The 26,911-nt window shown below is 74.1% G+C and carries 22 protein-coding genes and 1 tRNA gene; 7 read left to right on the top strand and 16 right to left on the bottom strand.

Going from position 1 to position 26,911, the window contains the following annotated elements; translation table 11 throughout:
* Positions 1-9: 9 nt before the first annotated feature.
* The 4 genes from ACFW1A_RS18285 to ACFW1A_RS18270 all read right to left on the bottom strand — a co-directional run bounded on the left by ACFW1A_RS18285 (position 10) and on the right by ACFW1A_RS18270 (position 4,174).
* Positions 10-83 (bottom strand) — tRNA-Lys (locus ACFW1A_RS18285).
* 88 nt (positions 84-171) lie between these two features.
* Positions 172-2,223, bottom strand: coding sequence for a dipeptide ABC transporter ATP-binding protein (locus ACFW1A_RS18280; RefSeq protein WP_380410118.1), 2,052 nt, complete (start codon positions 2,221-2,223; stop codon positions 172-174).
* On the bottom strand, positions 2,220-3,194 hold the full coding sequence (locus ACFW1A_RS18275) for an ABC transporter permease (protein ID WP_380410117.1): 975 nt from the start codon (positions 3,192-3,194) through the stop codon (positions 2,220-2,222). Before ACFW1A_RS18275 ends, ACFW1A_RS18280 begins: the two co-directional genes overlap by 4 nt.
* Positions 3,194-4,174: an ABC transporter permease gene (locus ACFW1A_RS18270; protein ID WP_380410116.1), complete on the bottom strand. Its 981-nt coding sequence runs from the start codon at positions 4,172-4,174 to the stop codon at positions 3,194-3,196. Before ACFW1A_RS18270 ends, ACFW1A_RS18275 begins: the two co-directional genes overlap by 1 nt.
* 342 nt (positions 4,175-4,516) lie before the next feature.
* Between ACFW1A_RS18270 and ACFW1A_RS18265 the strand changes: the two genes are divergently transcribed.
* The 5 genes from ACFW1A_RS18265 (at position 4,517) to ACFW1A_RS18245 (ending at position 12,189) form a co-directional block, all read left to right on the top strand.
* Positions 4,517-6,223, top strand: coding sequence for an ABC transporter family substrate-binding protein (locus tag ACFW1A_RS18265; protein ID WP_380410115.1), 1,707 nt, complete (start codon positions 4,517-4,519; stop codon positions 6,221-6,223).
* Between the two features lie 407 nt (positions 6,224-6,630).
* Positions 6,631-7,827, top strand: coding sequence for a low temperature requirement protein A (locus tag ACFW1A_RS18260; RefSeq protein ID WP_380410114.1), 1,197 nt, complete (start codon positions 6,631-6,633; stop codon positions 7,825-7,827).
* 26 nt (positions 7,828-7,853) lie between these two features.
* Positions 7,854-8,495: a pentapeptide repeat-containing protein gene (locus tag ACFW1A_RS18255; RefSeq protein WP_380410113.1), complete on the top strand. Its 642-nt coding sequence runs from the start codon at positions 7,854-7,856 to the stop codon at positions 8,493-8,495.
* Positions 8,496-8,680: 185 nt separating this feature from the next.
* Positions 8,681-10,720, top strand: coding sequence for a phosphocholine-specific phospholipase C (locus ACFW1A_RS18250; protein ID WP_380410112.1), 2,040 nt, complete (start codon positions 8,681-8,683; stop codon positions 10,718-10,720).
* A gap of 131 nt (positions 10,721-10,851) precedes the next feature.
* Positions 10,852-12,189 carry an MFS transporter gene (locus ACFW1A_RS18245; protein WP_380410111.1) on the top strand — a complete coding sequence of 446 codons (1,338 nt, stop codon included), beginning with the start codon at positions 10,852-10,854 and terminating at the stop codon, positions 12,187-12,189.
* Positions 12,190-12,196: 7 nt separating this feature from the next.
* Here the strand turns inward: ACFW1A_RS18245 and ACFW1A_RS18240 are convergent, their stop codons facing one another.
* Positions 12,197-12,868, bottom strand: a complete 672-nt coding sequence (locus ACFW1A_RS18240; protein WP_380410110.1) for a VOC family protein — start codon at positions 12,866-12,868, stop codon at positions 12,197-12,199.
* Positions 12,869-13,082: 214 nt separating this feature from the next.
* Positions 13,083-13,505 carry a MarR family winged helix-turn-helix transcriptional regulator gene (locus ACFW1A_RS18235; protein ID WP_380410109.1) on the bottom strand — a complete coding sequence of 141 codons (423 nt, stop codon included), beginning with the start codon at positions 13,503-13,505 and terminating at the stop codon, positions 13,083-13,085.
* 98 nt (positions 13,506-13,603) lie between these two features.
* Here ACFW1A_RS18235 and ACFW1A_RS18230 point away from each other — a divergent pair, with 98 nt between their 5' ends.
* Both ACFW1A_RS18230 and ACFW1A_RS18225 read left to right on the top strand, forming a co-directional pair.
* Positions 13,604-14,434 (top strand): SDR family NAD(P)-dependent oxidoreductase, encoded by an 831-nt coding sequence (locus ACFW1A_RS18230; protein WP_380410108.1) that lies wholly within the window; start codon positions 13,604-13,606, stop codon positions 14,432-14,434.
* A gap of 86 nt (positions 14,435-14,520) precedes the next feature.
* Positions 14,521-14,754 (top strand): hypothetical protein, encoded by a 234-nt coding sequence (locus ACFW1A_RS18225; protein ID WP_380410107.1) that lies wholly within the window; start codon positions 14,521-14,523, stop codon positions 14,752-14,754.
* Positions 14,755-14,826: 72 nt separating this feature from the next.
* Here ACFW1A_RS18225 and ACFW1A_RS18220 read toward each other — a convergent pair whose 3' ends face one another.
* From ACFW1A_RS18220 to ACFW1A_RS18175, 10 genes are all read right to left on the bottom strand, one after another.
* Positions 14,827-18,045, bottom strand: a complete 3,219-nt coding sequence (locus ACFW1A_RS18220; RefSeq protein WP_380410106.1) for a S41 family peptidase — start codon at positions 18,043-18,045, stop codon at positions 14,827-14,829.
* A gap of 72 nt (positions 18,046-18,117) precedes the next feature.
* Positions 18,118-19,710 carry an AMP-binding protein gene (locus ACFW1A_RS18215; RefSeq protein ID WP_380410105.1) on the bottom strand — a complete coding sequence of 531 codons (1,593 nt, stop codon included), beginning with the start codon at positions 19,708-19,710 and terminating at the stop codon, positions 18,118-18,120.
* 79 nt (positions 19,711-19,789) lie between these two features.
* Complete coding sequence (locus ACFW1A_RS18210) at positions 19,790-20,989, bottom strand: acyltransferase family protein (protein WP_380410104.1); 1,200 nt, start codon at positions 20,987-20,989, stop codon at positions 19,790-19,792.
* 112 nt (positions 20,990-21,101) lie between these two features.
* The gene (locus ACFW1A_RS18205) at positions 21,102-21,902 is read right to left on the bottom strand and encodes an enoyl-CoA hydratase/isomerase family protein (protein ID WP_380410103.1); all 801 of its coding nucleotides are present in this window, start codon (positions 21,900-21,902) and stop codon (positions 21,102-21,104) included.
* A complete protein-coding gene (locus tag ACFW1A_RS18200) occupies positions 21,893-22,633 on the bottom strand; it encodes an SDR family NAD(P)-dependent oxidoreductase (RefSeq protein ID WP_380410102.1) in 741 nt (246 codons plus the stop codon). Before ACFW1A_RS18200 ends, ACFW1A_RS18205 begins: the two co-directional genes overlap by 10 nt.
* A gap of 10 nt (positions 22,634-22,643) precedes the next feature.
* Positions 22,644-23,627 (bottom strand): 3-oxoacyl-ACP synthase III family protein, encoded by a 984-nt coding sequence (locus tag ACFW1A_RS18195; protein ID WP_380410101.1) that lies wholly within the window; start codon positions 23,625-23,627, stop codon positions 22,644-22,646.
* 156 nt (positions 23,628-23,783) lie between these two features.
* The gene (locus ACFW1A_RS18190) at positions 23,784-24,770 is read right to left on the bottom strand and encodes a zinc-binding alcohol dehydrogenase family protein (protein WP_380410100.1); all 987 of its coding nucleotides are present in this window, start codon (positions 24,768-24,770) and stop codon (positions 23,784-23,786) included.
* A gap of 29 nt (positions 24,771-24,799) precedes the next feature.
* Positions 24,800-25,549 (bottom strand): SDR family NAD(P)-dependent oxidoreductase, encoded by a 750-nt coding sequence (locus ACFW1A_RS18185; RefSeq protein ID WP_380410099.1) that lies wholly within the window; start codon positions 25,547-25,549, stop codon positions 24,800-24,802.
* Between the two features lie 12 nt (positions 25,550-25,561).
* On the bottom strand, positions 25,562-26,056 hold the full coding sequence (locus ACFW1A_RS18180; protein ID WP_380410098.1) for a cupin domain-containing protein: 495 nt from the start codon (positions 26,054-26,056) through the stop codon (positions 25,562-25,564).
* 75 nt (positions 26,057-26,131) lie between these two features.
* Positions 26,132-26,815: a zinc-binding dehydrogenase gene (locus ACFW1A_RS18175; RefSeq protein ID WP_380410097.1), complete on the bottom strand. Its 684-nt coding sequence runs from the start codon at positions 26,813-26,815 to the stop codon at positions 26,132-26,134.
* Positions 26,816-26,911 lie beyond the last annotated feature (96 nt).

Here is a 26,911-nt window from a genome sequence, read left to right as displayed (position 1 = left end):
GGCCGTCGGTGCGCCGCCAGGGACTCGAACCCCGGACCCGCTGATTAAGAGTCAGCTGCTCTAACCAACTGAGCTAGCGGCGCCTGCTGACCTGGGAAACAGTACACGACGTGCGGGGAAACGCCGAATCGTGCCCGGGTGGCCGCGCCGGGCCGGGCGGGCCCGGCGGCGCTACCCGGCGGGGTGGTGGCAGGCGGCCGCGTGCGGGGCGACCGGGTCCAGAACGGGCGCCTCGCGTTCGCAGCGCGGACGCTGCGCGGCGGACAGGCCCGCGTAGACCGGGCAGCGCGGGCGGAACGGGCAGCCGACGGCGCGCGTGGTGGGGGAGGGCGGGTCGCCCGGGAGCAGGATGCGCTCGCGGCGGCGCTCGGCGACCGGGTCGGGGAGCGGGACGGCGGAGAGCAGCGCCCGGGTGTAGGGGTGCTGCGGGGTGTCGAAGACCTCGGCCACCGGACCCTGTTCGACGGTGCGGCCCAGGTACATCACGCTGACCCGGTCGGCCAGGTGCCGGATCACCGAGAGGTCGTGCGAGACGAACAGGTAGGCCAGCCCGAGCTCGGCCTTCAGCCGGCGCAGCAGGTTGAGCACGCCGGCCTGGATCGAGACGTCCAGGGCCGAGACCGGCTCGTCCAGCACCAGCAGCTCCGGCTCCACCGCCAGCGCCCGGGCGATCGAGACGCGTTGCCGCTGGCCGCCGGAGAACTCGTGCGGGTAGCGGGTGGCGTGGGCCGGCTCCAGGCCGACCTGGGTGAGCAGCCGGGGGATCCGGTCGGCGATCCGGGCCCGGTCGGCGCCCTGGGCGCGCAGCGGCTCGGCGATGATGTCGCCGACCGGCAGCCGCGGGTCCAGGCTGGCCATCGGGTCCTGGAAGACGATCTGCACCCGGGCGCGCAGCCGGTGCGCGGCCTCGGCGGAGAGCGCGGCGGTGTCCTGGCCCAGGACCGCGATCCGTCCCGCCTCGGGCCGGCGCAGGCCCAGGACCTCGAACAGGGTGGTGGACTTGCCCGAACCCGATTCGCCGACCAGGCCGAGGGTCTCGCCGGCGCGGATGTCCAGCCGCACCCCGTCCACGGCGTGCACCTCGCCGACCTTGCGCTTGAAGACGGTGCCCCGGAGCACCGGGAAGGTCTTGCGCAGCCCCGCCACCTCCAGCACCGGCGGCAGCGACTCGCGGTCGGCGGGGGCCGGGGCCGGCGGCAGGTCGGGCACCGGGTAGACCTCGGCGGGTGCCGGCCGGTCGGCGGCCAGCTCGGCCGAGCGCAGGCAGGCGGCCAGGTGCCCGGCGGGCCCGGTCAGCGCCGGCTCGGCGGTGCGGCACTCGGGCAGCACCAGCGGGCAGCGGTCGGCGAACGGGCACCCCGGCGCCAGCGCGTGCAGCGCGGGCGGCTGGCCGGGAATGGGCACCAGCGGTCCGCCGGCCCGGTCCAGTCGGGGCACCGCACCGATCAGCCCCAGGGTGTAGGGGTGGTGCGGTGCGGCGAACAGCGCGTCCACCGGCGCGCTCTCCACCACCCGGCCCGCGTACATCACGGCGACCCGGTCGGCCATCTGCGCGATCACCCCGAGGTCGTGGCTGACCAGCACCAGGGCCGCGCCGGTCTCGCGCCGCGCGGTGCGCAGCACGTCCAGCACCTGGGCCTGGATGGTCACGTCGAGGGCGGTGGTCGGTTCGTCGGCGAGCAGGACGTCCGGTTCGTTGGCCACCGCCATGGCGATCATGGCGCGCTGGCGCATGCCGCCGCTGAACTCGTGCGGGAAGTTGTCCAGTGCCCGGGCCGGGTCGGGGATGCCGACCAGGTCCAGCAGCTCGGCGGCCCGGCGGCGGGCGGCGGCCCGGTCCACCCGCTGGTGCACCCGGACCGCCTCGGCGATCTGGTCGCCGATCCGGAAGACCGGGGTGAAGGCGGAGAGCGGGTCCTGGAAGACCATCGCGATCCGCCGGCCGCGGATCCCGGCGAGCTCGCGGGCGGGCAGGCCGACCAGCTCGCGCCCGTCGAGCGCGACCGAGCCGCGCACGGTGGCGGTGCCGGGCAGCAGGCCGAGCACGGCCAGCGCCGTGACGGACTTGCCGGAGCCGGACTCGCCGACGATGCCCAGCGTCTCGCCGCGCGACAGGGTGAGGTCCACGCCGCGCACCGCGGTGGTGGCCGCCCGGCCGCGGGCGGCGGCGAACTCCACCCGCAGGTCGTGGACGGCGAGCAGGGGGGCGGTCGTGGTGGTCACGCGGTGGCCTTGTCGACGGTCGGGACGGGGGAGTCGGTGCGCGGCGCGGGCACCCGGCGGGCGGACCGGCGGGCGCTGCGGGCGGGCCGCCGGCCGGCCTCGCTGGTCGGGTCGAGCGCGTCGCGCAGCCCGTCGCCGACCAGGTTGACCGCCAGCACGAACAGGACCAGCAGGCCGGCCGCGAAGTAGAAGGTCCACGGGTAGGTGGGCGCGGTGTCGGTGTCGTCGGCGATCAGGGTGCCGAGCGAGACGTCCGGGGCCTTCACGCCGAAGCCGAAGTAGGAGAGCGCCGTCTCGCTCATCACGGCGGAGCCGACCGCGATGGTGGCGTCGACGATCAGGTAGGAGGCGCAGTTCGGCAGGATGTGCCGCCAGATCACCTGCAGTGGGCGCACCCCCATGAACTCCGCGGCCCGGACGAACTCGCGCTCCTTCAGCGAGATGGTCATCGAACGGACCACCCGGGCGGTGATCATCCAGTTGAACGCGGCGAGCAGCACCACGAAGGCGAGCCACCCGGCGCTGCGCAACCGCGGCGAGATGATGGTGATCACCAGGAAGCCGGGGAAGACCAGCATCAGGTCCACGAAGAAGATCAGCAGCCGGTCGGTCCAGCCGCCGAAGTACCCGGCGCAGGCGCCCACCAGCCCGGCCAGCACGGTGGACAGCAGCGCCACCAGCAGACCGATGATCAGCGACTTCTGCAGCCCCCGCAGGGTCTGCGCGTAGACGTCCTGGCCCAGCCCGCCGGTGCCGAACCAGTGCTGGGCGGAGGGGGGTTGGCGCAGCGAGGCGTAGTCGACGTCGGTGTAGCTCCAGTGCGTCAGGTACGGGCCGACGAAGGCCAGCAGGAAGAGCAGCAGCACCACGGTGCCGCCGACCAGCACGCCGGGGGCGGCCAGCAGGCGGGCCGCCACCAGGCGGCCGCGTCCCGCGCCGGGTCCGGTCGTCGTCGGGGATCCACTGGTCATCAGCCACGCACCCGGGGGTCGAGGGCGGCGTGCAGGGTGTCGGCGAGGAAGCCGGAGGCCAGCACGGTGACCGCGGTGAACAGGTTGACCGCGACCACGGAGTTGGTGTCGCTCTCCCGGATCGCGTTGATGAACCACTCGCCCATGCCGTGCCAGCCGAAGATCGTCTCGGTGAAGACCGCACCGGTGAAGATGGACAGGAAGTTGTAGGCGAACAGCGTCGACATCGGGATCACCGCGGTGCGCAGCCCGTGCTTGAGCAGCGCCCGGCGGCGGCTGAGCCCCTTGGCCTCGGCGGTGCGCAGGTAGTCCGAGCCGAGCACGTCCAGCATGGTGCCGCGCTGGTAGCGGCTGTACGTGGCCAGGCCGGTGAGCGCGAGCGACAGGGTGGGCAGCAGCAGGTGCACGCCCCAGTCGGCCAGGTGCGCGCCGATCCCCCCGGTCAGCCCCGGCGTCTCGTAGCCGGTGAAGTTGATCAGCTGGTGGCCGGAGGCCTGGTTGGCGGCGATGGCTCCGTTCTTGAGGAACAGGGCCAGTAGGAAGACTGGGGTGGAGAGCAGCACGAACGAGCCGATGGTCAGCGCCCGGTCGGAGATCCGGTACTGGCGCACCGCGCTCCAGGCACCGGCCAGCACGCCGAGCAGCATGCCGAGCAGACTGCCGACCACCAGCAGCCGCAGCGAGACCCAGATCCGGCGGCCGAAGTCCGCGTTCACCGAGGTGTCGTGGATGGTGCGGCCGAGGTCGCCGTGGAGCGCGCCCCCGGCCCAGTGGCCGAACCGGACCACCACCGGAGTGCGGTCGTTGATGCCCAGCGCGGTCAACTGCCGGTCCACCGAGGCGGCCGAGGGGCGCGGGTGCTTCTCTTCGAAGTAGGCGCGCGGGTCGAGCGCCGCGCTGGAGAGCGCATAGGCCAGGAAGACCGCGGCGACCAGCAGGACCAGGTAGTAGGCGAGCCGCTTCGCCAGATAGCGCAGCATCAGCGGCCGCCGGGCGGAGCCGGGATCATGACCAATTGCCTTCGTAGCAGGGATGGTTGGTGCAGCTTCGCGCAGCGGAATTCTGACCACCGGCCGAACGTTCGGTCAAGACTCGTGCAGCCGTCGGATCGGATTTCCGGAGAACTGCCAGGTCAGAGTCTTGCACCCGGTTTTGGCCGCGGTGTTGCGATCACATTGCCCGGGATGACGATCGATCAGAAGTGAACACCGAACCCTGGTGGGCGAACTGAAGCGCTGTTACGTTCTGCTCACCGACTCGGAGACTTGTCTGCCCACCTTCAAGTCTCGCCACACCCGCCTTCGAACCGGAGGAGCTCCGCCATGGATGCCACCGCACCCGTGCACCGCCGCCCGGCCGCCCTGCTGGTCGCCGCCGGCGCGCTCGCCCTGGCCCTGACCGGCTGCGGTGCCGGCGGGAGTTCGGGCAACAGCTCGGACGCCGGGAAGAGCGCCCAGCCCAGACTCGACGCCCAGGACATCAACCCGCAACCACTGGACAAGCTGAAGGACGGCGGCGAGCTGCGCGAGCCGCTGCAGCAGTGGGTCACGCAGTGGAACCCGTTCCAGGTGGACGGCACCTACGGCGACGCGGTGGAGATCATGAAGATGATCGAGCCGCTGCTCTTCCGGGTCGACGCCACCGGCACCTACCGGCCGGTGCCGGAGTTCCTGCAGTCCGCCACCGTGGTGTCCACCTCGCCGCAGGTGGTGCTCTACAAGCTCAACCCCAAGGCGGTCTGGTCGGACGGCAAGCCGCTGAGCTACCTCGACTTCAAGGCGCTCTGGCAGGCCGCGAACGGCAAGAACCCGGACTTCAACGCGGCCACCACCACCGGCTACGACCAGATCGGCGACGTCTCCCAGGGGGCCGACGCCACCGAGGTCAAGGTCACCTTCGACAAGCCGTTCGCCGACTGGCAGAGCCTGTTCTACCCGCTGCTGCCGGCCGCGGGGATCGCCACCCCGGAGGCCTTCAACAAGGGCTGGCTGGAGAAGGTGCCGATCACCGGCGGCGCGTTCAAGATCGGCTCGCTGGACAAGTCGGCGCAGACCATCACCGTGGTGCCGGACCCCACGTGGTGGGGGAACAAGCCCAAGCTGGACAAGTTCGTCTACCGGGTGATGGCGACCCCGGCGATCACCCAGGCCTTCCTCAACAACGAGGTGGACTACGCCGCCGCCAACCGGGCCGACTCCTACAGCCAGTTGAAGGCCAGCCCGAACGCGGTGATCCGCTCGGCCAGCCCGTGGGACGAGGTGCACATCTCCTTCGGCTCCAACGGCGCACTGGCCGACCAGAAGGTGCGCCAGGCGCTCGGCAAGGCGTTGGACCGGGCCTCGCTGACCAAGGTGGTGAACCAGGGCGTGCCGATCCAGTTCCCGCTGCTCGGCAACCACATCCTGATGACCAACCAGGCCGGCTACCAGGACAATTCGGGGGAGTGGGGGAAGTACGACCCGGCCGCCGCCAAGCAGTTGCTGAGCGCGGCCGGCTGGCAGGAGAACGGCTCCGGCCCGCGGACCAAGGACGGCCAGTCGCTGGAGCTGCACTTCGTGATCTCGGACGGCTCCCCGCAGACCACCGTGGACCTGGCCACCGCGACCCAGAACATGCTGCAGCAGGTCGGGGTGAAGCTGGACGTCGACAAGGTGCCGGCCAACGACTTCGACGAGAAGTACCTCGACGTCGGCAAGTTCGACCTCGCCACCTGGCGCAACACCGGCTCCTTCCCGCCCTCGGCGATCCTGCCGTTCTACCAGGCGCCGCAGGGGGACAACGTGTTCCAGAACTTCTCCAAGCTGAGCACCCCGGAGATCGACGGCCTGCTCAAGCAGGCCGCGGCAACCCTGGACCCGGTGCAGGCGGCCAAGCTCTACAACCAGGCGGACGCCAGGATCTGGGAGCTCGGTCACACCGTGGAGCTCTACCAGCGCCCGCAGGTGACGGCGTACCGCAAGGGGCTGGCCAACTTCGGCGCCAGCGGGCTGGCCGACACCGACTACACCAAGGTCGGCTGGGAGAAGTGACGGTGGGCCGGCGGCGCTGAACGGGCGCGCTGTCGGGCAGCGCGGTGATCACGAGGCCGGAGGGCGTCGGGAAGGGAGCCCTCCCCGAACTCGCCGCACCGGCCTTGACCTTCCGCGATGCCCGCAGGACGCCCTTCTCGCCGTGCCACTGGGAAGGAATGTATCGGGGCAATCGGGGCGGACGCATCCCGCGACACCCGTCGGCCGCGACCTGTCGGGAACGGTGTCACCCGGTTCGCGCACGTCGGCGTCAACTCGGCTTGACGCCAGCGGGAGCCGGACGTCGGCGACCGGGTGGGCTCGGCCGTGACCGGCGGTCGCGGTGCGTGCGCAGACCACTCCCGACTGTCACCATCGGCTCGGGGGTGGCCCGCTCCCGTCCGTCCGAGCCGGGAGGCGCACCGCCGATGACCAGCAGTCCCACCGCCCAGACCCGTGACGTCGTGGTGCGCCGGATGGTGCCGCGGCGGCGGGACGAGGCGCACCGCACGGCCACCCCGCTGGAGCTCTTCTTCGACCTCTGCTTCGTGGTCGCGGTGGCCCAGGCGGGGCGGCAGCTGGCGGTGGCGCTGGCCGAGGGGCACCTGCGGGTGGCCCTGGTCGGCTACCTGTTCGCATTCTTCGCCGTGTGGTGGGCCTGGATGAACTTCACCTGGTTCGCCTCCGCCTACGATTGCGACGACGTGCCGTACCGGATCACCACGCTGGTGCAGATCACCGGTGCGCTGATCCTGGCGGCCGGCATCCCGCGGCTGTTCACCGAGCGGGACTTCACCCTGGGCGTGCTGGGCTACGTGGTGATGCGGCTGGCCCAGGTCACCCAGTGGCTGCGGGCCGCGCAGGGCGAGCAGGGCGCGGCCCGGCGGATGGCCCGCGGCTACGCGGCCGGGATCGCGCTGGTGCAGCTGGGCTGGGTGCTGGTGCTGCTGCTGCCGGCCTCGGCGGTGCCCTGGGTCTTCCCGCTCGGCGTGCTGGCGGAGTTGGCCGTCCCGGCGGTGGCCGAGCGGCGGGTGCAGAGCACCTGGCACCCGCACCACATCGCCGAGCGGTACGGGCTGTTCACCCTGATCGTGCTCGGCGAGACGGTCTCGGCCGCCACCGTCGCGGTGCAGAGCGCGGTGGACGAGCACGACGCGCTCGGCGAGTTGGTGCCGATCGCGATCGGCGGGCTGCTGCTCTGCTTCGCCGCCTGGTGGATCTACTTCGCCGCGCCGATCCACCAGCACCTGCGGTCCAACCGGCAGGCTTTCCTGTGGGGTTACGGCCACTTCGTGGTGTTCGGCGCGGCCGCCGCGATCGGGGCGGGGCTGGAGGTGGCGGTGGAGCACGCGGTGGGCAAGGCGCACGTCTCGGCCGCGGCCGCCACCGCCGCCGTCACCGTGCCGGCGGCGCTCTACCTGTTCACGGTGTGGCTGCTGCACTCGCGGCACGGCAAGCGCGGCACCGCGCAGTGGGTGCTGCCGGTGGCGGCGGTCGCCGTGCTGCTCTGCACGCTGCTGGGCGGGTCCGGGGTGCCGGCGGCCGGCCTGGTGGCGGCGGCCGCGGTGGCGGTGGGGGTGTGGCTGCACGCCCGACCGTCGGCGCTGCCTGCGACCATCGACTGACCGCCGCCGTCCTGGGAGGAACCCCCGTGCCGCTCGCCGACCTGCCCTACGCCCACCTGCTCCAGCCGCACTCCGGGCCGCTGCGCCGGGACGAGCGGTACGACACCGCGCACTTCGACGCCCTGGAGCTGACGGGGGCGCAGGCGGGCGGGGCGAGCTTCCTGGAGTGCGCCTTCACCGGGGTGACGGTGAGCGAGGGCAAGCTCCGCCAGGCCCGGTTCGTCGAGGTCTGGCTGGAGGGCTGCCGGCTGGTCGCCACTGACCTGGCGGACACCGAGTGGCAGGACGGCACCGTGACCGGCAGCCTGCTCGCCGGCGTCGCCGTCCACGGCGCGCAGCTGCGCCGGCTGACGCTGCGCCAGTGCAAGCTGGAGGCGGTCAACCTGCGGGCCGCGGTGCTGCGCGAGGTGGTGTTCGAGGACTGCCAGCTGCGGGACGTGGACTTCGGCGGGGCGAAGCTGACCAAGGTCTCCTTCCCGGGCAGCTCGCTGGAGCAGGTCCGGTTCGGCCGGGCCCGGCTCGCCGAGGTCGACCTGCGCGGGGCCACCCGGCTGGACCTGCCCGACGGGCACGAGGGCCTGCGCGGCGCGGTGATCTCCACCCACCAGCTGCTGGAGCTCGCCCCGCAGTTCGCCCGGGCGCTCGGCGTCACGGTGAAGGACGGGTAGGCCGGACAACTCGGGGCGGCCCGCAGTTCACCGCGCGGCCGCCCGCTGACGCCCGGGAGAACAGTCCGACAATCCTCGGTCCGGGGTCTCGGCAGGGCAGCACCCGGTGGTCCAGGATGGCGCGCGGTCCAGTTGTACACACAACCTGATCCCGCTGGTGAGACCGAAGGGTTGGCGATTCCCCGATGACAGAGCTGAGCCGCAGGACGTTCATGGCGGCCTCCGCCGCGACCGCGGCCGGTGCCGCCGTCGCCGGCACGGTGGGCGCCGCGCCCACCCGGGCGGCCGCCGCCACGCCCGCCGGCACCACCGGCACCATCACCGACGTCCAGCACGTGGTGATCCTGATGCAGGAGAACCGCAGCTTCGACCACTACTTCGGCACCCTGCAGGGCGTGCGCGGCTTCGGCGACAAGGCCACCATCCTGCTCTCCGGCGGCTACTCGGTCTTCAACCAGCCCAACAGCGGCTCCCGGCAGTACCCGTGGGCGTTCAGCTCGGGCAGCAGCGAGCTGGTCTCGCAGTGCAACGGCGACCTCTCGCACGCCTGGTCCGACCAGCACGCCGCCTGGAACGGCGGCAAGATGGACGCCTGGGTCTCCGCCAAGCGCACCAACCGCACCCTGGGCTACCTGCAGCGCGCCGACATCCCGTTCCACTACGCGCTGGCCGACAACTGGACCGTCTGCGACGCCTACCACTGCTCGGTGCTCTCGGCCACCGGCCCGAACCGCACCTACCACTGGTCCGGCATGATCGACCCGAGCGGCACCGCGGGCGGCCCGGCGTACGACGGCGGCGACGAGTCCGGCCTGAAGTGGCAGACCTACGCCGAGGCGCTGGAGGCCGCGGGCGTCTCCTGGAAGGTCTACCAGAACGCCGCGGACAACTTCGGCGACAACGCGCTGGCCTACTTCTCCCAGTTCTCCGGCGCGCCGGCCGGCAGCGCGCTGGCGGTCAAGGGCATGGGCTCGGTGCCGAAGGTCACCGGCCGCACCCCCGACGACATCGCGGCCGCGATCAAGGCCGACGTGGTGGCCGGCACCCTGCCGCAGGTCTCCTGGATCGTCGCGGACCAGCAGTCCTCCGAGCACCCGTACGCCACCCCGGAGGACGGCGCGCACTTCGTGCACATGGTGATGGACGCGCTGAACGCCGACGCGAACGTCTTCAACTCCACGGTGCTGCTGATCAACTACGACGAGAACGACGGCTTCTTCGACCACGTGCCGCCGCCGGCCGCCCCGGCGGGCACCGCCGGGGAGTTCTACAGCGGCACCAACATCGGTCTCGGCTTCCGCGTCCCGCTGATCGCCGTCTCGCCCTGGACCCGCGGCGGCTGGGTCAACTCCGAGGTCTTCGACCACACCTCGGTGCTGCGCTTCATGGAGAAGTGGACCGCGGCGCTCGGCACCCCGGCCTCCTGCGTCAACATCAGCGCCTGGCGCCGGTCCGTCTGCGGCGACCTGACCAGCGTCTTCGACTTCGCCAACCCGGTCTACGGGATGCCGAGCCTGCCCGACACCTCGCAGACCATCGGCCTGTCCACCTGCGGCCCGCTGTCCAACCCCGCGCCGGTGAACAACGCGCTGCCCGCGCAGGAGAGCGGCACCCGGCCGGCCCGCGCGCTGCCCTACCAGCCGAACGCCAACCTGGACCACCTGGAGTTCGGCACCGGCGGCGTGATCAAGGTCTGGCTCGCGATGGACAACGCCCAGGGCACCGGCAGCAGTTCGGCGCACTTCGCGGCCTACGCCAACGCCTACCGCAGCGGCGGCCCGTGGCAGTACACGGTCGCGCCGGGCGGCTCGACCAGCGACTTCTTCAACTGCGGCACCAACTACGGCGCCGGCAAGTACGACCTGACGGTGGTCGGCCCCAACCGGTTCCTGCGCCGCTTCACCGGCGACGCCACCAAGGCCGGCAAGACCTGCGCGGCGACCGCCTCCTACGCGGCCGCCCCGGACACCGGCAAGACGGCGGTCTGGTTCAAGCTCGCCAACGCCGGCACCGCGGCGGTGACCTTCACCATCACCTCCAACCAGTACCGCAGCGGCAGCTGGACCTACACCGTGCAGCCGGGCGCCAACGTCAGCGACTACTTCAACCAGGTCGCGCTCTGCAACGGCTGGTACGACTTCACCGTCACGGTGTCCTCGGACAGCAGCTGGTCGCAGCGGTTCACCGGCCACCTGGAGACCGGCGCGACCAGCGTCACCGGCTGAGCCCGGTCCTGACCCCTGGTCATGGTCTAGTCCACATAGCGAAAATCCCCGTCCGGCCGGGCGTCCCGGTGGTACCACTGGCCCCTGCCGGAGGGGGTGGCCCCCTTCGTCGCCGACGAACGGGGGCCCTCGTGCTTCAGCTCGCAACCGCCGCCCCGCCGGGGCTGTTCGGCCGGGCCCACCGCAGGGCCAGCACCGGGCTCGCCGCCATGAACGCGCTGGTGGGCTGCGCGGCCTTCGGACTGATGACCACGGTGCCGGTGGCGGTGCGCGAGCTGCACGGCCTGCGGCTCTACGCGCTGGCCTACGGCGGCTTCGTCACCGCCGGACTGTTCGGCGGCGTGGTGGCCGGACGGGCGGCCGACCGGTTCGGTGCCCGGCGGCCGCTGGCGGCCGGGCTGGCCCTGTCGGTGCTGGCGCTGCTGCTGTGCGGCAGTGCCGGCTCGGTCTGGCACCTGGTCGGCGCCCGCTGCCTGGACGGGTTCGCGGCGGCGCTGGTGACGGTCGGCGTGAACGTCTCGGTGGCCCGCGCCTACCCCGCCGACCTGCGGCCCAGGGCCCTGTCGCTGATGGCGAGCGCCTGGGTGGTGCCGTCCCTGGTGGGGCCGCCGCTGGCCGGTGCGGTGACCGAGTGGGTGGGCTGGCGCTGGGTCTTCCACGGCCTGGCGGTGCTCACCGCGCTCAGTGCGGCGGGGCTGGCGGTGGTGCCCGGCCGGCGCGGCGGGCCGGCCGCGGCGACGGTGCGCACCGGGCTCGGGGCCGGTGCGCTGGTGGCGGTGGGCGCCGGGATCCTGCAACTGGCCGGTTCGGGGACGGACGCGGCGCACCTGCTGCTCGCGCTGCCGGGGCTCGGGCTGCTGCTGGCCGGGCTGCCGCGGCTGCTGCCGCCCGGCACGCTGCGCGCGGCCCGGGGCCTGCCCGCGGCGGTGCTGCTCAGCGCGATCGGCTCCGGCGGCTACTTCACCCTGGAGTCGTTCGTGCCGCTGGTCATGGTGACGGAGCGCCACATCCCGCCCGCGGTGCAGGGGTTGGCCTTCGCCGGTGGGGCGGTCGCCTGGGCCGCGGCGTCCTGGGCGCAGGGCCACCTGTGGGCCGGGGTGGCCCGGCACCGGCTGGTCCGGGCCGGGACGGCGGTCGTCCTGCCGGCCGCCGTGCTCGGGGCGCTGGGCGTGCTGCCGGTGCTGCCCGGCGCGACCGCCGGGGCCGCGCTGGTGGTGGCGGCGGTCGGGATGGGGCTGCTGGCCCCCAGCCTGCTGGTCCTGCTGATGGCGCAGTGCCCGCCGGCCGAGCAGGGCTACTGGACCGCCGCCTTCCAGACCGCCCGGGGGTTGGGCCAGGTGCTGGTGATGGCGGTGGCCGGGGCGCTCTACACGGCGGCGGGCCGGCACGGCGGCGCGGGCCTGGCGGTGGTGGTGGCGGTGGCCCTGGCCGGGGTGCTGGTGGCGGGCCGGGTGGCGCCCCGGCCCTGACCGGCGGTCAGTCCCGGGCGTCGGGGTAGCCCGCGGTGCCGACGCAGGCCTCGTTGCCCTCGGGGTCGGCCAGCACCCAGTGGCCCGGCGCGTACGCGTCGCTGACCAGCGTGCCGCCCGCGGCCAGCGCGGCCGCGATCCGGTCCGCGGCCCGGTCGTACGGGACCCAGACGTCCACGTGCAGGCAGTTGCGCTCGGTGCGGGGCGCGTCCAACTGCTGGAAGTAGAACGGGGCGCCGCGCCGGCGCGGGTCGATCAGGTCCTCGGGGCTGCCGCTGCGGACGTCGTAGCCCAGCAGTGCGCGCCAGAACGCCGCCACCGCCGGGACGTCGAGCGCGTCCACGGTCACCTGCACGGTGCCGACCGCGGCCGGGTCGGCCACCAGGCCCAGCCCGGCCGCGGTGGCGGAGACCGCCCGGGCCAGCTCGACCGTCTCCTCGGTGAGCCCGTAGTAGTCCGGGTCGACCGTGATCAGCCGGACCGTCACCCCGTCCTGGCGCACGTCCACGTCCGGGTTGCCCGCCGAGGTGCCGGGCAGGTCGGCCAGCGCGGTCAGCAGTCGGGCGCCCAGTGCGAGCGAACCGGTGCGGAAGTACGCGCAGGCGCCCTCGCCCAGCACCCGCCAGTCGGCCAGGTCGGGAGTCTCGTGGAACTGCTTGGCGCGGAGGCGATTCGTCATGATCGAACCCTAGTGCCGCGTCAGGCAACCTTCGCCCCGTCGCGACCCGCCCCCAGCCTTCGGCCGGGAGGTGCCCCCAGGCACGCACTCTCGCCGCACCGGACGAAAACCCAAGTACGACCCAGTACGAGGGCCTCCGCCCGGCACGCCGAGAGCACGCACCGGACGCCGCTCCTTGACGGGCAAAGGTTGCCTGACGCGGCACTAGCCAGGGTCAGCTTTCCAGGACCAGCTTCAGCAGGTCGCGCAGCGCGGCCTGCTGCCCGGCGTCCAGCGCGGCCAGCGGGTCCGCGGCGAACGGCATCCGGACCCGCAGGTCGGCCAGCACCACCAGGCCCGGTCCGGTGGCGGCGACCAGCTTGACCCGCCGGTCGGCCGGGTCCGGTCGGCGCTCGACCAGGCCGCGCGCGGTCAGCCGGTCCACGATCGCGGTCACGTTGGACGGCTCGGCGTGCAGCCGCGCCGCGATCTCCCGCATCGGCACCGGCGACCCGGCCGCCTGCAGTGCCTTGGCCTGCAGCGGGGTCAGCCGGTGCGCCCCGGCGGCGGCCTCCGACTCCTCGGCGTAGCGGCGGTTGACGGCGGCGAAGAGGCCGAGGACCTCCCGGGTGAGTGCGGGCGGCGGCGGTGTGGACATGCGGGCCAGTCTACCGAGGTGCTTGACAAGCTGAAATGTCCCACCCCATAGTTATGAAGCATATTGGTTATGACTCATAAGGAAATGGGGCTGCGGCGATGACCGAGACCAAGACCGTGCTGATCACCGGTACCTCCTCCGGCATCGGCCTGGCCACCGCGGTGGCGGCGGCCCGGGCCGGCTGGCGGGTGCTGGCCACCATGCGGGACACCGCCAAGGCCGGCCCGCTGCTGGCCGCCGCGGCGGCGGCCGGGGTGCGCGACGCGATCGAGGTGCGCGCGCTGGAGGTGACCGACCCCGCCTCGGTGCAGGCCTGCCTGGCGGGCCTGGACCGGCTGGACGCACTGGTCAACAACGCCGGGGCCGGCCACCTGGGCACCCTGGAGCAGGAGAGCGTGGCCGCGGTGCGCGCGGTGCTGGAGGTCAACTTCTTCGGCGTGCTCAACGTGACCCGGGCCGCGCTGCCGCTGCTGCGCGCCGCCGGCGGCCGGCTGATCGCCGTCACCAGCGTGGGCGGGGTGGTCGGCCAGCCGTTCAACGAGGCGTACTGCGCGGCCAAGTTCGCGGTCGAGGGGTACTTCGAGTCGCTGGCCCCGGTGGCGGCGAGCGTCGGGGTGTCGGTCAGCGTGGTGGAGCCGGGCGCCGTGGGCAGCGAGTTCGTCGCCAACGTCGGCTTCACCGAGGACCTGGTGGAGCAGGCCGGACCGTACGCCCCCGCGCTGGTGAACTACCTGGCCCGGACCAGGGACGCGTTCGCCAACGCGCAGACCCCGGAGCAGGCGGCCGCCCCGATCGTCGAGCTGCTGGCCGCCGAGCGCCCGGCCTTCCGGATCCAGACCTCGGACGCGGCCCGCGCCTTCACCGCCGCCAAGCTGTCCGACGCCGACGGCGCGCGGGTGCAGGCGCTGACCGCCGGCTGGATCGCCTGACACCGCCCGACGTGCGGCGTGCCGTGACCGGTGCCATGTTGGGACTGCCCAGGTCGATCGAACCGCGAGGAGGAGACATGGGCCTGATGGACAAGCTCAGGGGCATGATGGGCGACCACGGCGAGAAGGCCGCCCAGATGGCCGACACCGCCAAGGAGAAGGCCACGGACGCCGGACAGCAGGCCGCCGAGCACATGCCGGCGCCCGCCGCGGACGCGATGGGGAACCTCACCGGCAAGGGCGCCCAGGACGGCGAGGAGCAGCTGCAGCAGGCCGAGACGGACATGGAGAGCGAGGGCGGCCACGAATGGGAGCGGTAGGCCGCCGCTGATCCGTTCCGCGCGGGGCGGGCCCGGGAGACCGGGCCCGCCCCGCGTCCGCGTGCGCCGGCCCTACGGCCGGGGCGGCAGCGGCGGGCGGCGCAGGTCGGGCCGCGGCGTGTCGACCGGCGGGGGAGCGGCGGACGGGTGCGCGTGCAGCAGTTCCAGCGCCACCCGGACCGCCTCGGCCAGCTCGGTGTTGCGCCCGGCGGCCCAGTCGGCGGGCGAGCGCAGCACCGGGATGTCCGGCGCCACCCCGTGGTTCTCCACCCCGTAGCCGTGGCCCTCGACGAACCAGGAGGCGGTGGTCGGGATCTGGATCTGGGTGCCGTCGCCGAGCCCGTGCCGGCCGATGGTGCCCACCACGCCGCCCCAGGTGCGCCGGCCGACCACGGGGCCGAGGCCGAGCAGCTTCACCGCCAGGATGATCACGTCCCCGTCCGAGCTGGTGGCCTCGTCGGCCAGCGCCACCACCGGGCCGCGCGGCGCGTCCCGCGGGTAGCGCACCGCGCGCCGGCCCCGGGTGCGGTCCCAGCCCAGCACCCGGCGGGTCAGCTTCTCCAGCACGAGCTCGGAGACGTTGCCGCCGGCGTTGCCGCGCACGTCCAGCACCAGCGCCGGGCGGTCCAGCTCGCGGCGCAGGTCGCGGTTGAACTGGGCCCAGCCGGAGCCGCCCAGGTCCGGGATGTGCAGGTAGCCGCAGAGCCCGTCGCTGAACTCGCGGACCAGCGTCCGGCGGCGGGCCAGCCAGTCCTGGTAGCGGATCGGCCGCTCGTCGGTCAGCGGGGTGACGGCGACCCGGCGCACCGGCCCGTCCGCCCCGCGCCGCACCGCCAGTTCGACGGTGGCCCCGCCCGCGCCGGCCAGCAGCGGGGCCGGGCCGCGCACCGGGTCCGGGGGTCGCCCGCCGACCGCCACCAGTTCGTCGCCCTCGCGCAGGCCGTGCCCGGCCAGCGGGGAGCGGGCCCGCGGGTCCGAGGACTCGCCGAGCAGGATCCGGCGCAGCAGCCAGCGGCCGTCCGGCTCCCGGGCGGCCGAGGCACCGAGCAGGCCGAGCGGCTGCTGCACCGGCGCCGGGCCCTCGCCGCGCCGGGCGGGGGTGACGTAGGCGTGCGAGGTGCCGAGCTCGCCGAGCAGCTCGCGCAGCAGGTCGGCGAAGTCGTCGGGGGAGGCGATCCGGTCCAGCAGCGGCTCGTACTGGGCCACCAGGGCCGGCCAGTCCAGCCCGCCCATCCCCTCGTCCCAGAACTGGTCGCGGACCAGCCGGGCCGCCTCGTGGTAGGCCTGGTGCCACTCCGCCGCCGGCTGCACGGTGTGGGTGATCCGGCGCAGCTCCACCGGGACCGCGGCGCCGGACAGCGCGAGCAGCTTCATGACGCCCGAGCTGAAGGTGGTGAGCGCGCCGCCGTCGCCGGAGACCGCGAAGCCGTCCACCTGCTCCTGCAGGGTGGAGCGGGTGGCGCCGGCCAGGTCGAAGTGCTCCAGCGCCGGGCGGCCGGAGGTGTCGGTGGGGCTGGCGAAGGTCTGGCCGAGCGCGCCGGAGATCGGCCAGCGCAGCCACACCAGGCCGCCGCGCACCGGGGCCGGGGAGGAGTACTTGGAGGCGATCACCGGGAACGGCACCAGTCGGTCGCCGATCCCCTCCGGGTCCACCAGCACGGTGCCGTCGCCCGGGGCCGGGTCGGACTCGTCGCCCACCGGGGCGGCGAACGGCGACGGGGTGTCGGCGGCCAGCGGCACCAGGTACGGGCGGCAGCCGAGCGGGAAGGAGAGGTCGCCGGTGTGCACGTCGTGCACCGGGTCGAAGCCGCGCCAGGAGAGGAAGACCAGGTAGCGGCCGTCCCGGGTGAAGACCGGCTGCTCGTCCTCGAACCGGCCGTCGGTCACGTCCACCGGCAGCGGCTCGACCGGCTGCTCCCCCTCCTCCCGGTCCGGCGCGGCCAGGCGCAGCAGCCGGATCCGGCGCAGCGAGCGGCCGGCGGCCGGCTGGGACCAGGCCAGCCAGTGCGAGTCGGGGGAGAAGGCCAGGCCGCGGATCGGACCGTGGCTGGAGCGGGCCAGCTCGCGCACGGCGCCGTCGGCGGTGTGCACCAGCAGCAGCCGGCCGTCGGAGGCGGCGCAGGCCACCCGGCGCCCGTCGGCGGCGGCCACCAGCTCCAGCACCCGGCCCAGCTGTCCGGCGGCCAGCCGACGGGCCGGGTGGGTCGCGCCGGCGCCGGGCAGCGGGGCCAGTTCGAGCGCGTCCTCGCCCTCGGCGTCGGTCACCCAGGCCACCTCGCCGGTGTGCCCGAGCACCACCGGCAGCCGGGCCCGCACCCCGGGGGTGTCGGCCAGCGCACGGGCCGGGCCGTCCCGGTGGGTCAGCCAGTACAGGCTGCCGCGCACCCCCACCACGCCCGACCGGCCGGTGGCGTCGCAGACCAGGTCGTTGAGGTTGCGGGCGGCGGTCACCTGGTACGGCCGGCGGCCGGCCCGGGCGCCGCCGAGCCGCAGGTCGAGGCGGTGCGGGCCCGGGGCGGCCAGGCCGTCCAGCAGCCAGATGTCGCCGGCGTGCTGGTAGACGATCCGGTGGCCGTCGGTGGCGGCCTCGCGTGCGTAGAAGGTCGCGTGGTCGGTGTGCCGGCGCAGGTCGGAGCCGTCGGGGCGGCAGGAGTAGAGGTTGCCGATGCCCTCGTGGTCGCTCAGGAAGGCGACCCGGCCGTCGACCAGCATCGGGGAGGCGAGGTGGCCCGGCAGGTCGGGCAGCAGCTGGGCGCCGTCCAGCCAGAGCCGGCCGGTGGCCCCGCCGCGGTAGCGCTTCCAGGCGGCGGGCTCGTGCGGGGCCGCGCCGGTGAGCAGCAGGGTGTGCTCGGCGGTGACCTGGGCGTCGCGCACCGGGCCCCAGGGTTCGCGCCGGGCGGGCGAGCCGTCCAGCGGCAACGCGTGCGCCCAGGTGTAGTGGGCGAACGGCTCGTGGTACGAGGTGACGGCGAGCACCTCGCCGGTGGGCAGCCAGCCGCGCACCCGGGTGTCCTGGCTGCCCCAGTAGGTCAGTCGGGTGGCGGGTCCGCCGGCCGCCGGGGTGGTCCACACCTCGGGGGTGAGCGCGGCCCAGCTGGTCCAGGCGACGGTCGCGCCGTCGGGGGAGAGCCTCGGGTGGCTGACCCGGGTGCGGTCGGCCGACAGCCGCCAGGCCCGGCCTGACGCACCGTCCGGTTCGAGCGGGGCCAGCCAGACGTCGTCCTCGGCGGTCAGGGTCAGCAGAGGGCCCGTCAGGTGGGGGAATCGCAGATAGCCGCGCTGCTCGCTCACCCTCCCATCGTTCGGGGGCGGGCAGCGGGCGGCAACCGGAGGCCGCCCGCCGCCCGCCGCCGGTGCGACCGGTCAGGCCGCCCGGGCGGGGCCGCGCAGCGCGGCCCGCTGGACCTTGCCGCTGGGGGTGCGGGGCAGTTCGGCGACGAAGTGGACGGTGCGGGGGTAGGCGTGCGCCGACAGGCCGGTCTTCACCAGGGCCTGCAGTTCGGCGGCCAGACCGGGGCCGGCCGCGGCGCCCTCGCGCAGCACCACGTGCGCCTCGACCACCTCGCCGCGCAGCCCGTCCGGGGCCGCGACCACGGCGGACTCCAGCACCAGCGGGTGGCGGTCCAGCACGGCCTCGACCTCGTGCGGGCCGATCCGGTAGCCGGCCATGATGATCACGTCGTCGTCCCGGGCGGCGAAGAAGAGGTTGCCGCGGTCGTCCTGGTGGCCGGTGTCGCCGGTGTAGTACCAGCGTCCGTCCGGGCTGTACCGCTGCGCGGTCCGGGCGGGCGCGCCGCGGTAGCCGGTGAACCACATCAGCGGGCTCGCCGCCAGGTCCACCACCACCCGGCCCAGCTCGCCGGCGGCGGCGGGCTCGTCCTGCTCGGCCCGGAGCACCCGCACCGACCAGCCCGGCAGCGGCTGACCCATCGAGCCCGGGTGCAGCGACCGGCGCAGCTGCGGTGCCCAGGCGTTGGCCACCACCATGCCGAGCTCGGTCTGCCCGTAGTGGTCGCGCACCGGGATGCCCAGGGTGCGGTGCGCCCAGTCGAGCACCTCGGCGCCCAGCGGCTCGCCGGCCGAGGAGGCGCAGCGCAGCAGCGGGGTGGCGCCGGGGGCCAGCCCGGCCTGCCGCAGCAGTCGGTAGGCGGTCGGTGCGGCGGCGAAGTTGGTCACCCGGCGGCCGGCCAGCACCGCGGTGGCGGTCTCGGCGGTGAACCGGGGCTCGACCAGCAGGCCGGGCCGGCCGAGCGCGAGCGGGCCGATCACCGCCTGGTAGAGGCCGTAGCCCCAGCCCGGGTCGGCGGCGTTCCAGAACACGTCCTCGGCCCGGTGGTCCAGTGCGTGCTCCTGGTAGGAGTGGAAGGCCGCGACCGCCCGCACCGGGACCGGGACCGCCTTCGGGGCGCCGGTGGTGCCGGAGGTGAAGAGCTCGACGAAGGGCTGGTCGCCGCCGACCGCGACCGGCTCGGCCAGCGGCTCGGCGTCCTCCGGCAGCCCGGGCCACCGGGTGCCGCCGTCCGCCCCGACGACCGGGACGACCACCGGCAGCCCGTGCGCCTTGTCCGCCTGGGCGGCGTCGGCCAGCAGCAGCTTCGCGCCGCTGCCGGACAGCCGTGCCGCCACCGCCTGCGGCCCGAACGCGGTGAACAGCGGTACCTGCACCGCGCCGAGCCGCCAGATCGCCAGCAGCGCGACCACCAGCTGCTCGGACTTGCCCATCAGGGTGGCGATCCGGTCCCCGCGGCCGAGCCCGGCGGCGGCCAGCCGGCCGGCCAGCGCGGCCGACCGCTCGCGCAGCCGGCCGTAGGTCAGGTCGGTGGCCGACAGGTCGGCGTGCACGAAGGTGAAGGCGGTGGCCTGCGCCGGGTGCCGGTCGCAGAGCAGCTCCGCGACCGCGGCCCGCGGATCGCCGTACTGCTGGAGCAGGTGGGAGACATCAGGGTCGACGCGCATCGGACTGCCTTGCTGCTCGGAGGGTGGGAGGGGAGGAGGGGCGGACGGGGCCGGGGGGAGCCGGCCCCGTCCGGCCGGCTCAGCCGACCTTGGCGGGCTCCCGCTCGGGCGCCGGGGCGAGGGTCGGGGCCACGATCGTGCCGGCGTTGCGGGCGGCGGCCTTGGAGCCCGGGCGGGCCCAGCGGCGCATCGCCGGCAGCTCGATGTAGGTGTTCATCAGCCAGGCGAGCGCCCAGGAGACGGCGAAGGCGAAGACGCCCAGGCCGATCGCCACCGGGGTGGAGAAGGACTTCTCGGCGCCGAGCGCGACGTGGCCGAAGTCCAGCACCATCCAGTGGATCAGGTAGAAGGCGAAGGCCAGCTCGCCACCGCGGACGAAGAGCTTGCTGCGGAACGGCGAGAAGGTGCCCTTGATGTCGGCGGTGGCCGCGGCGGCCACCACCAGGGCGATCGGCGCGCTGGTGGCGGCGACGAAGCTCCACGGCTCGGCGATGTTGGAGGACAGCAGGTAGCCGCCGAAGAGCAGGCCGATGGCGGCGGGCAGCGGCAGGTTGATCCACTTGCCGGTGAGCACGATCCGGGCCATCACCATGCCGAGCACGAAGTCGACGGCGCGGGTCGGCGGGAACTGCTGGATGAACCAGACGTGGTAGGTCGGGATGGTGAAGAACATCGGCTTGGCGGGCAGCAGGTTCGCGAGGAACGGGACCACCCAGGTGATCGCGACCAGGGTGCCGGCCAGGTACCACAGGTGCTCCGGGCGGACCTTGTTGACCAGCTTGTGGAAGAGCGGGAAGCAGACGTAGAAGAACGCCTCCGCCGCCAGCGACCAGCTGACGAAGTCCATGCTGAAGAAGATCTTCGACTGCGGGAACCACGGGTGCAGCATGAAGAAGTTCGGCAGCGCACTGTGCCAGTCGACGGTCAGGCCGACCGCGAGCATCGAGACCAGGGCGATCGTCCAGGCCACCAGGTGGTTCGGGACCACCTTGGTGATCCGGCGCCGGAAGAAGAGCGACAGCGGCTCACCCGGCTTGGCGATCAGGGTCAGGATGAAACCGCTCAGCACGAAGAAGAAGCCCACCTGCATCGGGCCGGCCTTCTCCAGCAGTCTCATGTAGTTCGTCGCCGCCCAGTGGTCCTTGAACGGCATCTGGAAGGCGAAGTGGAAGAGGAAGACGATGATGGCGGCGACGAAGCGCATGCCGTCGAGTGCGGGCAGCCAGGCCGGGCGGGCGGGCGCGGGGCCGCTCTTGGCGCCGTTCTGGGGGAGTGCCATGGGTGTGCTCCTGCGGAAGAGGTGACAAGGGTGCGCTGCTGCGGAGGACGCGAGGGTGCGCTGCTGAGCAGAAAGGGTGGCGCCGACCGCTCGAACGGGCCTGGACGCGGGCTCAGTTGCCGCTGAACTCGGCCTGCCCCGGGCCCCGCGCGACGAAGGAGCCCATCCCGGCCCGGCGGTCGGCGGTGCCGAACAGCCCGGCGAACAGCGCTTGTTCGATCAGCAGGCCGGACCGCAGGTCGGTGCTCGCGCCCAGGTCGACGGCCTGCTTGGCGGCCTTCAGGGCCAGCGCCGGGCCGGTGGTGAACTGCGCCGCCCAGGCGGTGGCCTCCTTGAGCACCTGGTCGGCCGGCACCACCTGGTCGGCCAGCCCGATCTCCAGGGCCTGACGGGCCGTCAGTGGTCGTCCGGTGAAGACGATCTCCTTGGCCCGGGCGGTGCCCACCAAGCGGGCCAGCCGCTGGGTGCCGCCGGCGCCCGGGATCACCCCGAGCTGGATCTCGGGCAGTCCGATCACCGCGTCCTCGGCCAGCACCCGCCGGTCGGCGGTCAGCGCCAGCTCGCAACCGCCGCCCAGCGCGAAGCCGTTGACCGCGGCCACCACCGGCTTGGGGATGTCGGCCACGGCGGTGAAGGCCTCCTGCAGCCGGCGCGCCCAGCGGGTCATGTCGCCCGCCGACATGCCGGCCATCTCGCGGATGTCGGCGCCGGCCGCGAACCGCCGCGGCCCGCCGTACACCACCACCGCGCGCACGTCGGTGCGGTCCGCCGCCTGCTGCGCTACCTGCTCCAACTGCCGCTGCGCCAGGGTGTCCAGGGCGTTGACCGGGGGGCGGTCCAGCAGGATGGTGCCGATCCCGTCGGCCACCTCCAGGCGCACCCGCGGCTGCTGGTTCGACTCGTTCAGGCCCACAGCAGACCTCCGTTGACCTCCAGCACGTGACCGTTGACGTAGGAGCTCTCCGCGCAGGCCAGGAAGACCGCGCCGTGCGCGGCCTCGTCCAGGGTCCCGGCCCGGCCGAGCGAGAAGCGGGAGCGGTAGGCCTCCCAGACCTTGGGGTTGTCCGCCACCTCGGCGCCCATCCCCTCCTCCAGCACGCCCGGGGCCAGGCAGTTGACCTGGACGCCCTTGCGCCCCAACTCGATCGCCGAGACCCGGGTGAGGGTCTCCACCGCCGCCTTGGTGGCCGAGTAGCCGGCCGCGCCGATCGCCACCCGGCTGGACATCGAGGAGGAGACGGTGATGATCCGGCCGCTGCCGCGGGCCACCATCCGGCGGGCGGCGGACTGCACGCAGTAGAAGACGCCGTTCAGGTTGGTGGCCACCATCTCGTCCCAGGACTCGGTGGGCAGCCGGTCCACCTTGCCGTCCCGGTTCAGGCCGGCGTTGGCCACCAGGATGTCGATCCGGCCCCAGCGCTCCTCGGCCGCGGCCATCAGCGCGTCCACGCTCTTCGGGCAGGTCACGTCGACCGGCTGGTAGTGCACCCGGCCCGGGTGCAGCTGGACCAGCTCGTCGATCTCGTGCGGGCGGCGGGCCGCGCAGAGGACCTGCGCGCCCTCCTCCAGGTAGCGCTGCGCGATGGCTCGGCCGAGCCCGCGGGTGCCGCCGGTGATGACGGCGACTCGGTTCTCAAGTCTCATGGTGGACCTCCTAGTACCAGGTCAGGACCGAGGCGCCGGCGGTCATGCCGCCGCCGACCGCGGCGAGCAGCACGCGCTCGCCCCGCTCGAACGGCCGCTCGCGGTGCGCGTCCTGGAGGGTGATGGGGATGGATGCCGCGCCGGTGTTGCCCCACTTCGGCGCGGTCAGCGGAACCTTCTTCATGTCGACCCCGAGGTGCCGGGCCAGGCCCTGCAGCATCCGGGTGTTGCCCTGGTGCAGCACCACCCGGTCCACGTCGTCCAGCTCCCAGCCGGCCGCGTCCAGCGCCTCGTGGATCATCTTCGGCACGCTCTGCAGGGCGTAGGAGAGCACCGCCGGGCCGTTCATCCGGAACAGGTGCCGGCCAGCCGCGCGGGCCCGGGAGTCCAGCGGCTCGCGGGTGCCGCCGGCGGTCACCTCGACCAGCTCGTGGTAGTCGCTGTCGGTCACCAGCCGGGTGGCGTGGATCCCGTAGCCCTCGGGGACCGGCGCCAGCAGCACCGCGCCGGCGCCGTCGCCGAACAGGGCCACGGTGCGCCGGTCGGTGCGGTCCATGATGGTGGAGTACATGTCCGCGCCCACCACCAGCGCGGCCGGCCCGGCGGTGCCGCGGGCCAGCAGCGAGTCGGCCACCGCCAGTGCGTAGAGGAAGCCGGAGCAGACCGCGTTGACGTCCAGCGAGGGCACCCCGGACAGGCCGGTGCGGTGCTGCAGCTTGGCCGCGGTGGCCGGCTGCGGCTGGTCCGGGGTGGAGGTGGCCAGCACCAGCAGGCCGGTCTGCTGCCGGGCGTCCGGGTACTGCTCGAACAGGTCGCGGACCGCCTCGGCGGCCAGGTCGGAGGTGGTGGTGCCGGGCTCGGCGTACCGGCGGCCCTCGATGCCGGTGCGCTCGGTCACCCAGGTCTCGGTGGTGCCGGCCCAGGCGCTGATGGTTGCGTTGTCGATGGTCCGCGGCGGGACGTAGGCCCCCGTCGCGAGGATCCCCACGGGCATGTGCTCTCCTCGGTCGGCCGGTCGCTCGTTCTCGGGTGACGGCACCGTAGGAACGGTGCCTCGCGGGGGCGTGGAGCGGTGGCGGAGGCGGCCTGGAACGCGAACGGCCGGTCCGCCCCGAGGGCGGACCGGCCGGACGGCGGCGGTGACGGGTCGTCAGGGGACCAGCACCACGCGGCCCTGGTGGAGCCGGGCCTCGATGATCCGGTGGCCCTCCCCGGCCTGCTCCAGCGGCAGCCGGGCGTGCACGGCGGAGCGGACCCGCCCGTCCACCAGGCAGGCCGTCAGCTCGGCCAGTCCCTCGGCGTACTGCTCGGGGTGCAGGCGCTGCCAGGCGGACAGGTTGAACCCGACCACGGACTTCAGCCCGACCAGGTCGAGCACCGGGACCGCGGGCACCGCCTTGTCCCCGCCGGCCGAGCCGTAGAAGACCAACCGGCCACCGGGCGCCAGCAACTGGACGCCGGTGAGCAGCACCTGGCCGCCCACGCTGTCCAGGATCAGGTCCACCCCGCGCCCGCCGGTGGCCGCGCGCACCTGCTCGGCCCAGTCGGGCCGGGTGTAGTCCACCACCACGTCGGCGCCGAGCGAGCGGGCGAACTCCAGCTTCTCCGGCGAACTGGCGGTGGCGATCACCGGGCCGGCCCCGGCCGCCTTGGCCAGTTGCACCGACAGGTGGCCGATGCCACCGGCCGCGGCGTGCACCAGCACGCTCTCGCCCGGGGCCAGCCGACCGGTCTTCAGGGTGCCGACCGCGATCGGCCCGGCGCCCGGCAGCGCGGTGGCCTCGGCGGCGTCCAGCTCCGCCGGCACCGGGACCAGGGCGGCCGCCGGGGCGAGCACGCGGTCGGCGTAGGCGCCCTCCATCAGGAAGGCGCCGACCCGCTCGCCCGGCCGCACCCGGTCGACGTCCGGGCCGACGGCCTCGACGGTGCCGACCACGTCGCCGCCGAGCACCACGGGCAGGGTGGGGTTCCACATCGGCGCGGGGAAGGCGTCGCGCCGCATCTGGGTCTGGGCGAAGCCCACGCTCACCGCCTCGATGGCGATCCGCACCTGGCCGGGGCCGGGCTCGGGGGTGGGCAACTGCTCGGGCTCCAGCACCTCGGGCCCGCCGTAGCGGTGGATCGGGACGGCACGCATCGGGGTCGGCTCTCCTTCGGGGGCGGTGGTCACCAGGGCAGCTGGGCGGTGGCGGACTGGAAGCTGGCGGTCGGGCCGTCCTGGTCCAGGGTGGCGAGCCGGACCACCACCTCGGCGCCCTCCTCGGCGGTGCCGAAGCCGGCGTGCCCGTTCAGGTCGGTGGCCACGTACCCGGGCTCGGCCGAGTTGACCTTGACGCCGGCGTCCTTCAGCGCGTTGGCGTACATCAGGGTGAGGGCGTTGAGCGCGCTCTTGGAGGAGTTGTAGGCGAGCAGCTGGTACGGGGCCAGCCGCTCCGGCTCGGCGGCGTTGACCGAGAGCGAGCCCAGGCTGCTGGACAGGTTGACCACCCGGCCGCGGCCGGACTTCGCCAGCAGCGGGGCCAGCGCCGAGGTGACGGCGACGACGCCGAACACGTTGGTCTCGTAGGTGCGGCGCAGCTGGTCGGCGGTCACCTCCAGCACCGGCACGCCCTGGTCGACCAGCACGCCGGCGTTGTTGACCAGGATGTCGAGCTTGCCGAAGTCCCGGGCGATCCGGTCGGCGGCCGCGGTCACCGACGCCTGGTCGGTCACGTCCAGCACGCACAGCCGCACGTCGCCGCCGCCGGCGGCCAGGTCGGTCACGGCGGCGGCGCCGCGCTCGGCGTCCCGGGCGCCGACCAGCACGGTCGCGCCGCGGGCGGCCAGCTTGCGGGCGGTCTGGTAGCCGATGCCCTTGTTGGCGCCGGTGACCAGGGCGACGGTGCCGGCGGGCAGGGCGGGTTCGGTGGCAGTCATGGTGGGTCCTCGTCAGGGCTGGTGGGCGCGGCGGCCGTCGAGCGGCTCGCCCGGGCGGCCCAGGTACTGGATGTCGTGCCGGGCGACCAGCGCCGCGACGGCCGCGCGGTCCGGCGGGCCGTCGTGGCCGAGGATCTCGGCCAGGCCCTCGAAGAGGGTCTCGGCGCCGCCCGGGGTGGAGATGCAGAGCATCCGGCTGGGCCGGTCGCTGATGTTGCGGAAGCCGTGGCCGATGCCGCGCGGGCCGTACAGCAGGGTGCCGGGGCCGGCCTCGTGGATCCGGTCGCCGAGCTGGATCTCGTACGCGCCCTCGATCACGTAGAAGGTCTCGTCGATGCCCTGGTGCAGGTGGACCGGGGGGCCGCCGGCCGGCGGGGTGGTCAGCTCGAAGAAGGAGAAGAGCCCGCCGGTGTCCTCGGCGCGGAGCAGGATCCGCCCCTCCTCGACGGTCCAGCGGACCGGGTCGACCTGGTCGCGGACCACCACCTTGCCGGGCAGTGCGGTCATCGGGGGCTCCTCCTCGCGGTGGTTTCGGTACCACCGAGTCTGCGGGCGCCGGCTGGAGGGGCACTTGAGCACCCGTCAGTCGCGCAGCAGGACCGCCTTGCCGCGGAACTCGCGGGCGGCCCAGGCCTCGAAGGCCTCGGGGGTGCGGGTCCAGTCGTCCCGCCGCCCGATCACCGGGCGCAGCCGGCCGTCGGCGACCAGGCCGGCCAGGACCGCCAGGTCCTCGCCCTTGGTCGACTCCGGGTACTCGCTGATGAACCACTGCACCCGGGCGTTGGGGGCGTGGTGGGCGAAGTCGCGCAGCCGCAGTCCGGTCGGCCCGTTGTGGCCGCCGTAGACGACTGCGAGGGCGTCGGGGGCGAGCAACCGGGCGGCCTCGGCCAGCAGCGGTCCGGCCACCCCGTCCAGCACCAGGTGGAACGGGCCCAGGTCCGGTGCGGCCAGCGAGTCGACCACCCGGTGGGCGCCCAGCGCCCGTGCCTCGGCGGCCCGGTGCGGTCCGCTGACGTGCGCGGTGACCCGGGCGCCGGAGAGCACCGCGAGCTGCACCGCGAACTGGCCGACCCCGCCGGTGGCGCCGGTGACCAGCACCTCGCGGCCCAGCACCGCGCCGCCGGCCCGCAGCGCGCGCAGCGCCGTCAGGCCGGCGATCGGCAGGGTGGCGGCGGTGGCGAAGTCGACCCGGTCGTCCAGTACCGCGGCGCGGTGCACCGGGACGGCGACCCGCTCGGCCCAGCCCTCCCAGTCGACCCGGGCCACCACCCGCTGCCCGACCTGCGGGGGGGGGGGCGCGGGGGGGGGGCCCCGCGGCCCCTGGAGTTTTAAAAAAACCCAGACCCCCCGCACAGACAACAG

Origin of the sequence: Kitasatospora sp. NPDC058965 (genome assembly GCF_042741245.1) — a bacterium.
In the GTDB taxonomy this organism is placed as follows: Bacteria; Actinomycetota; Actinomycetes; order Streptomycetales; family Streptomycetaceae; genus Kitasatospora.
Note: the sequence above shows the minus strand (reverse complement) of the source record. Positions and strands in the feature narration are given on the sequence as shown.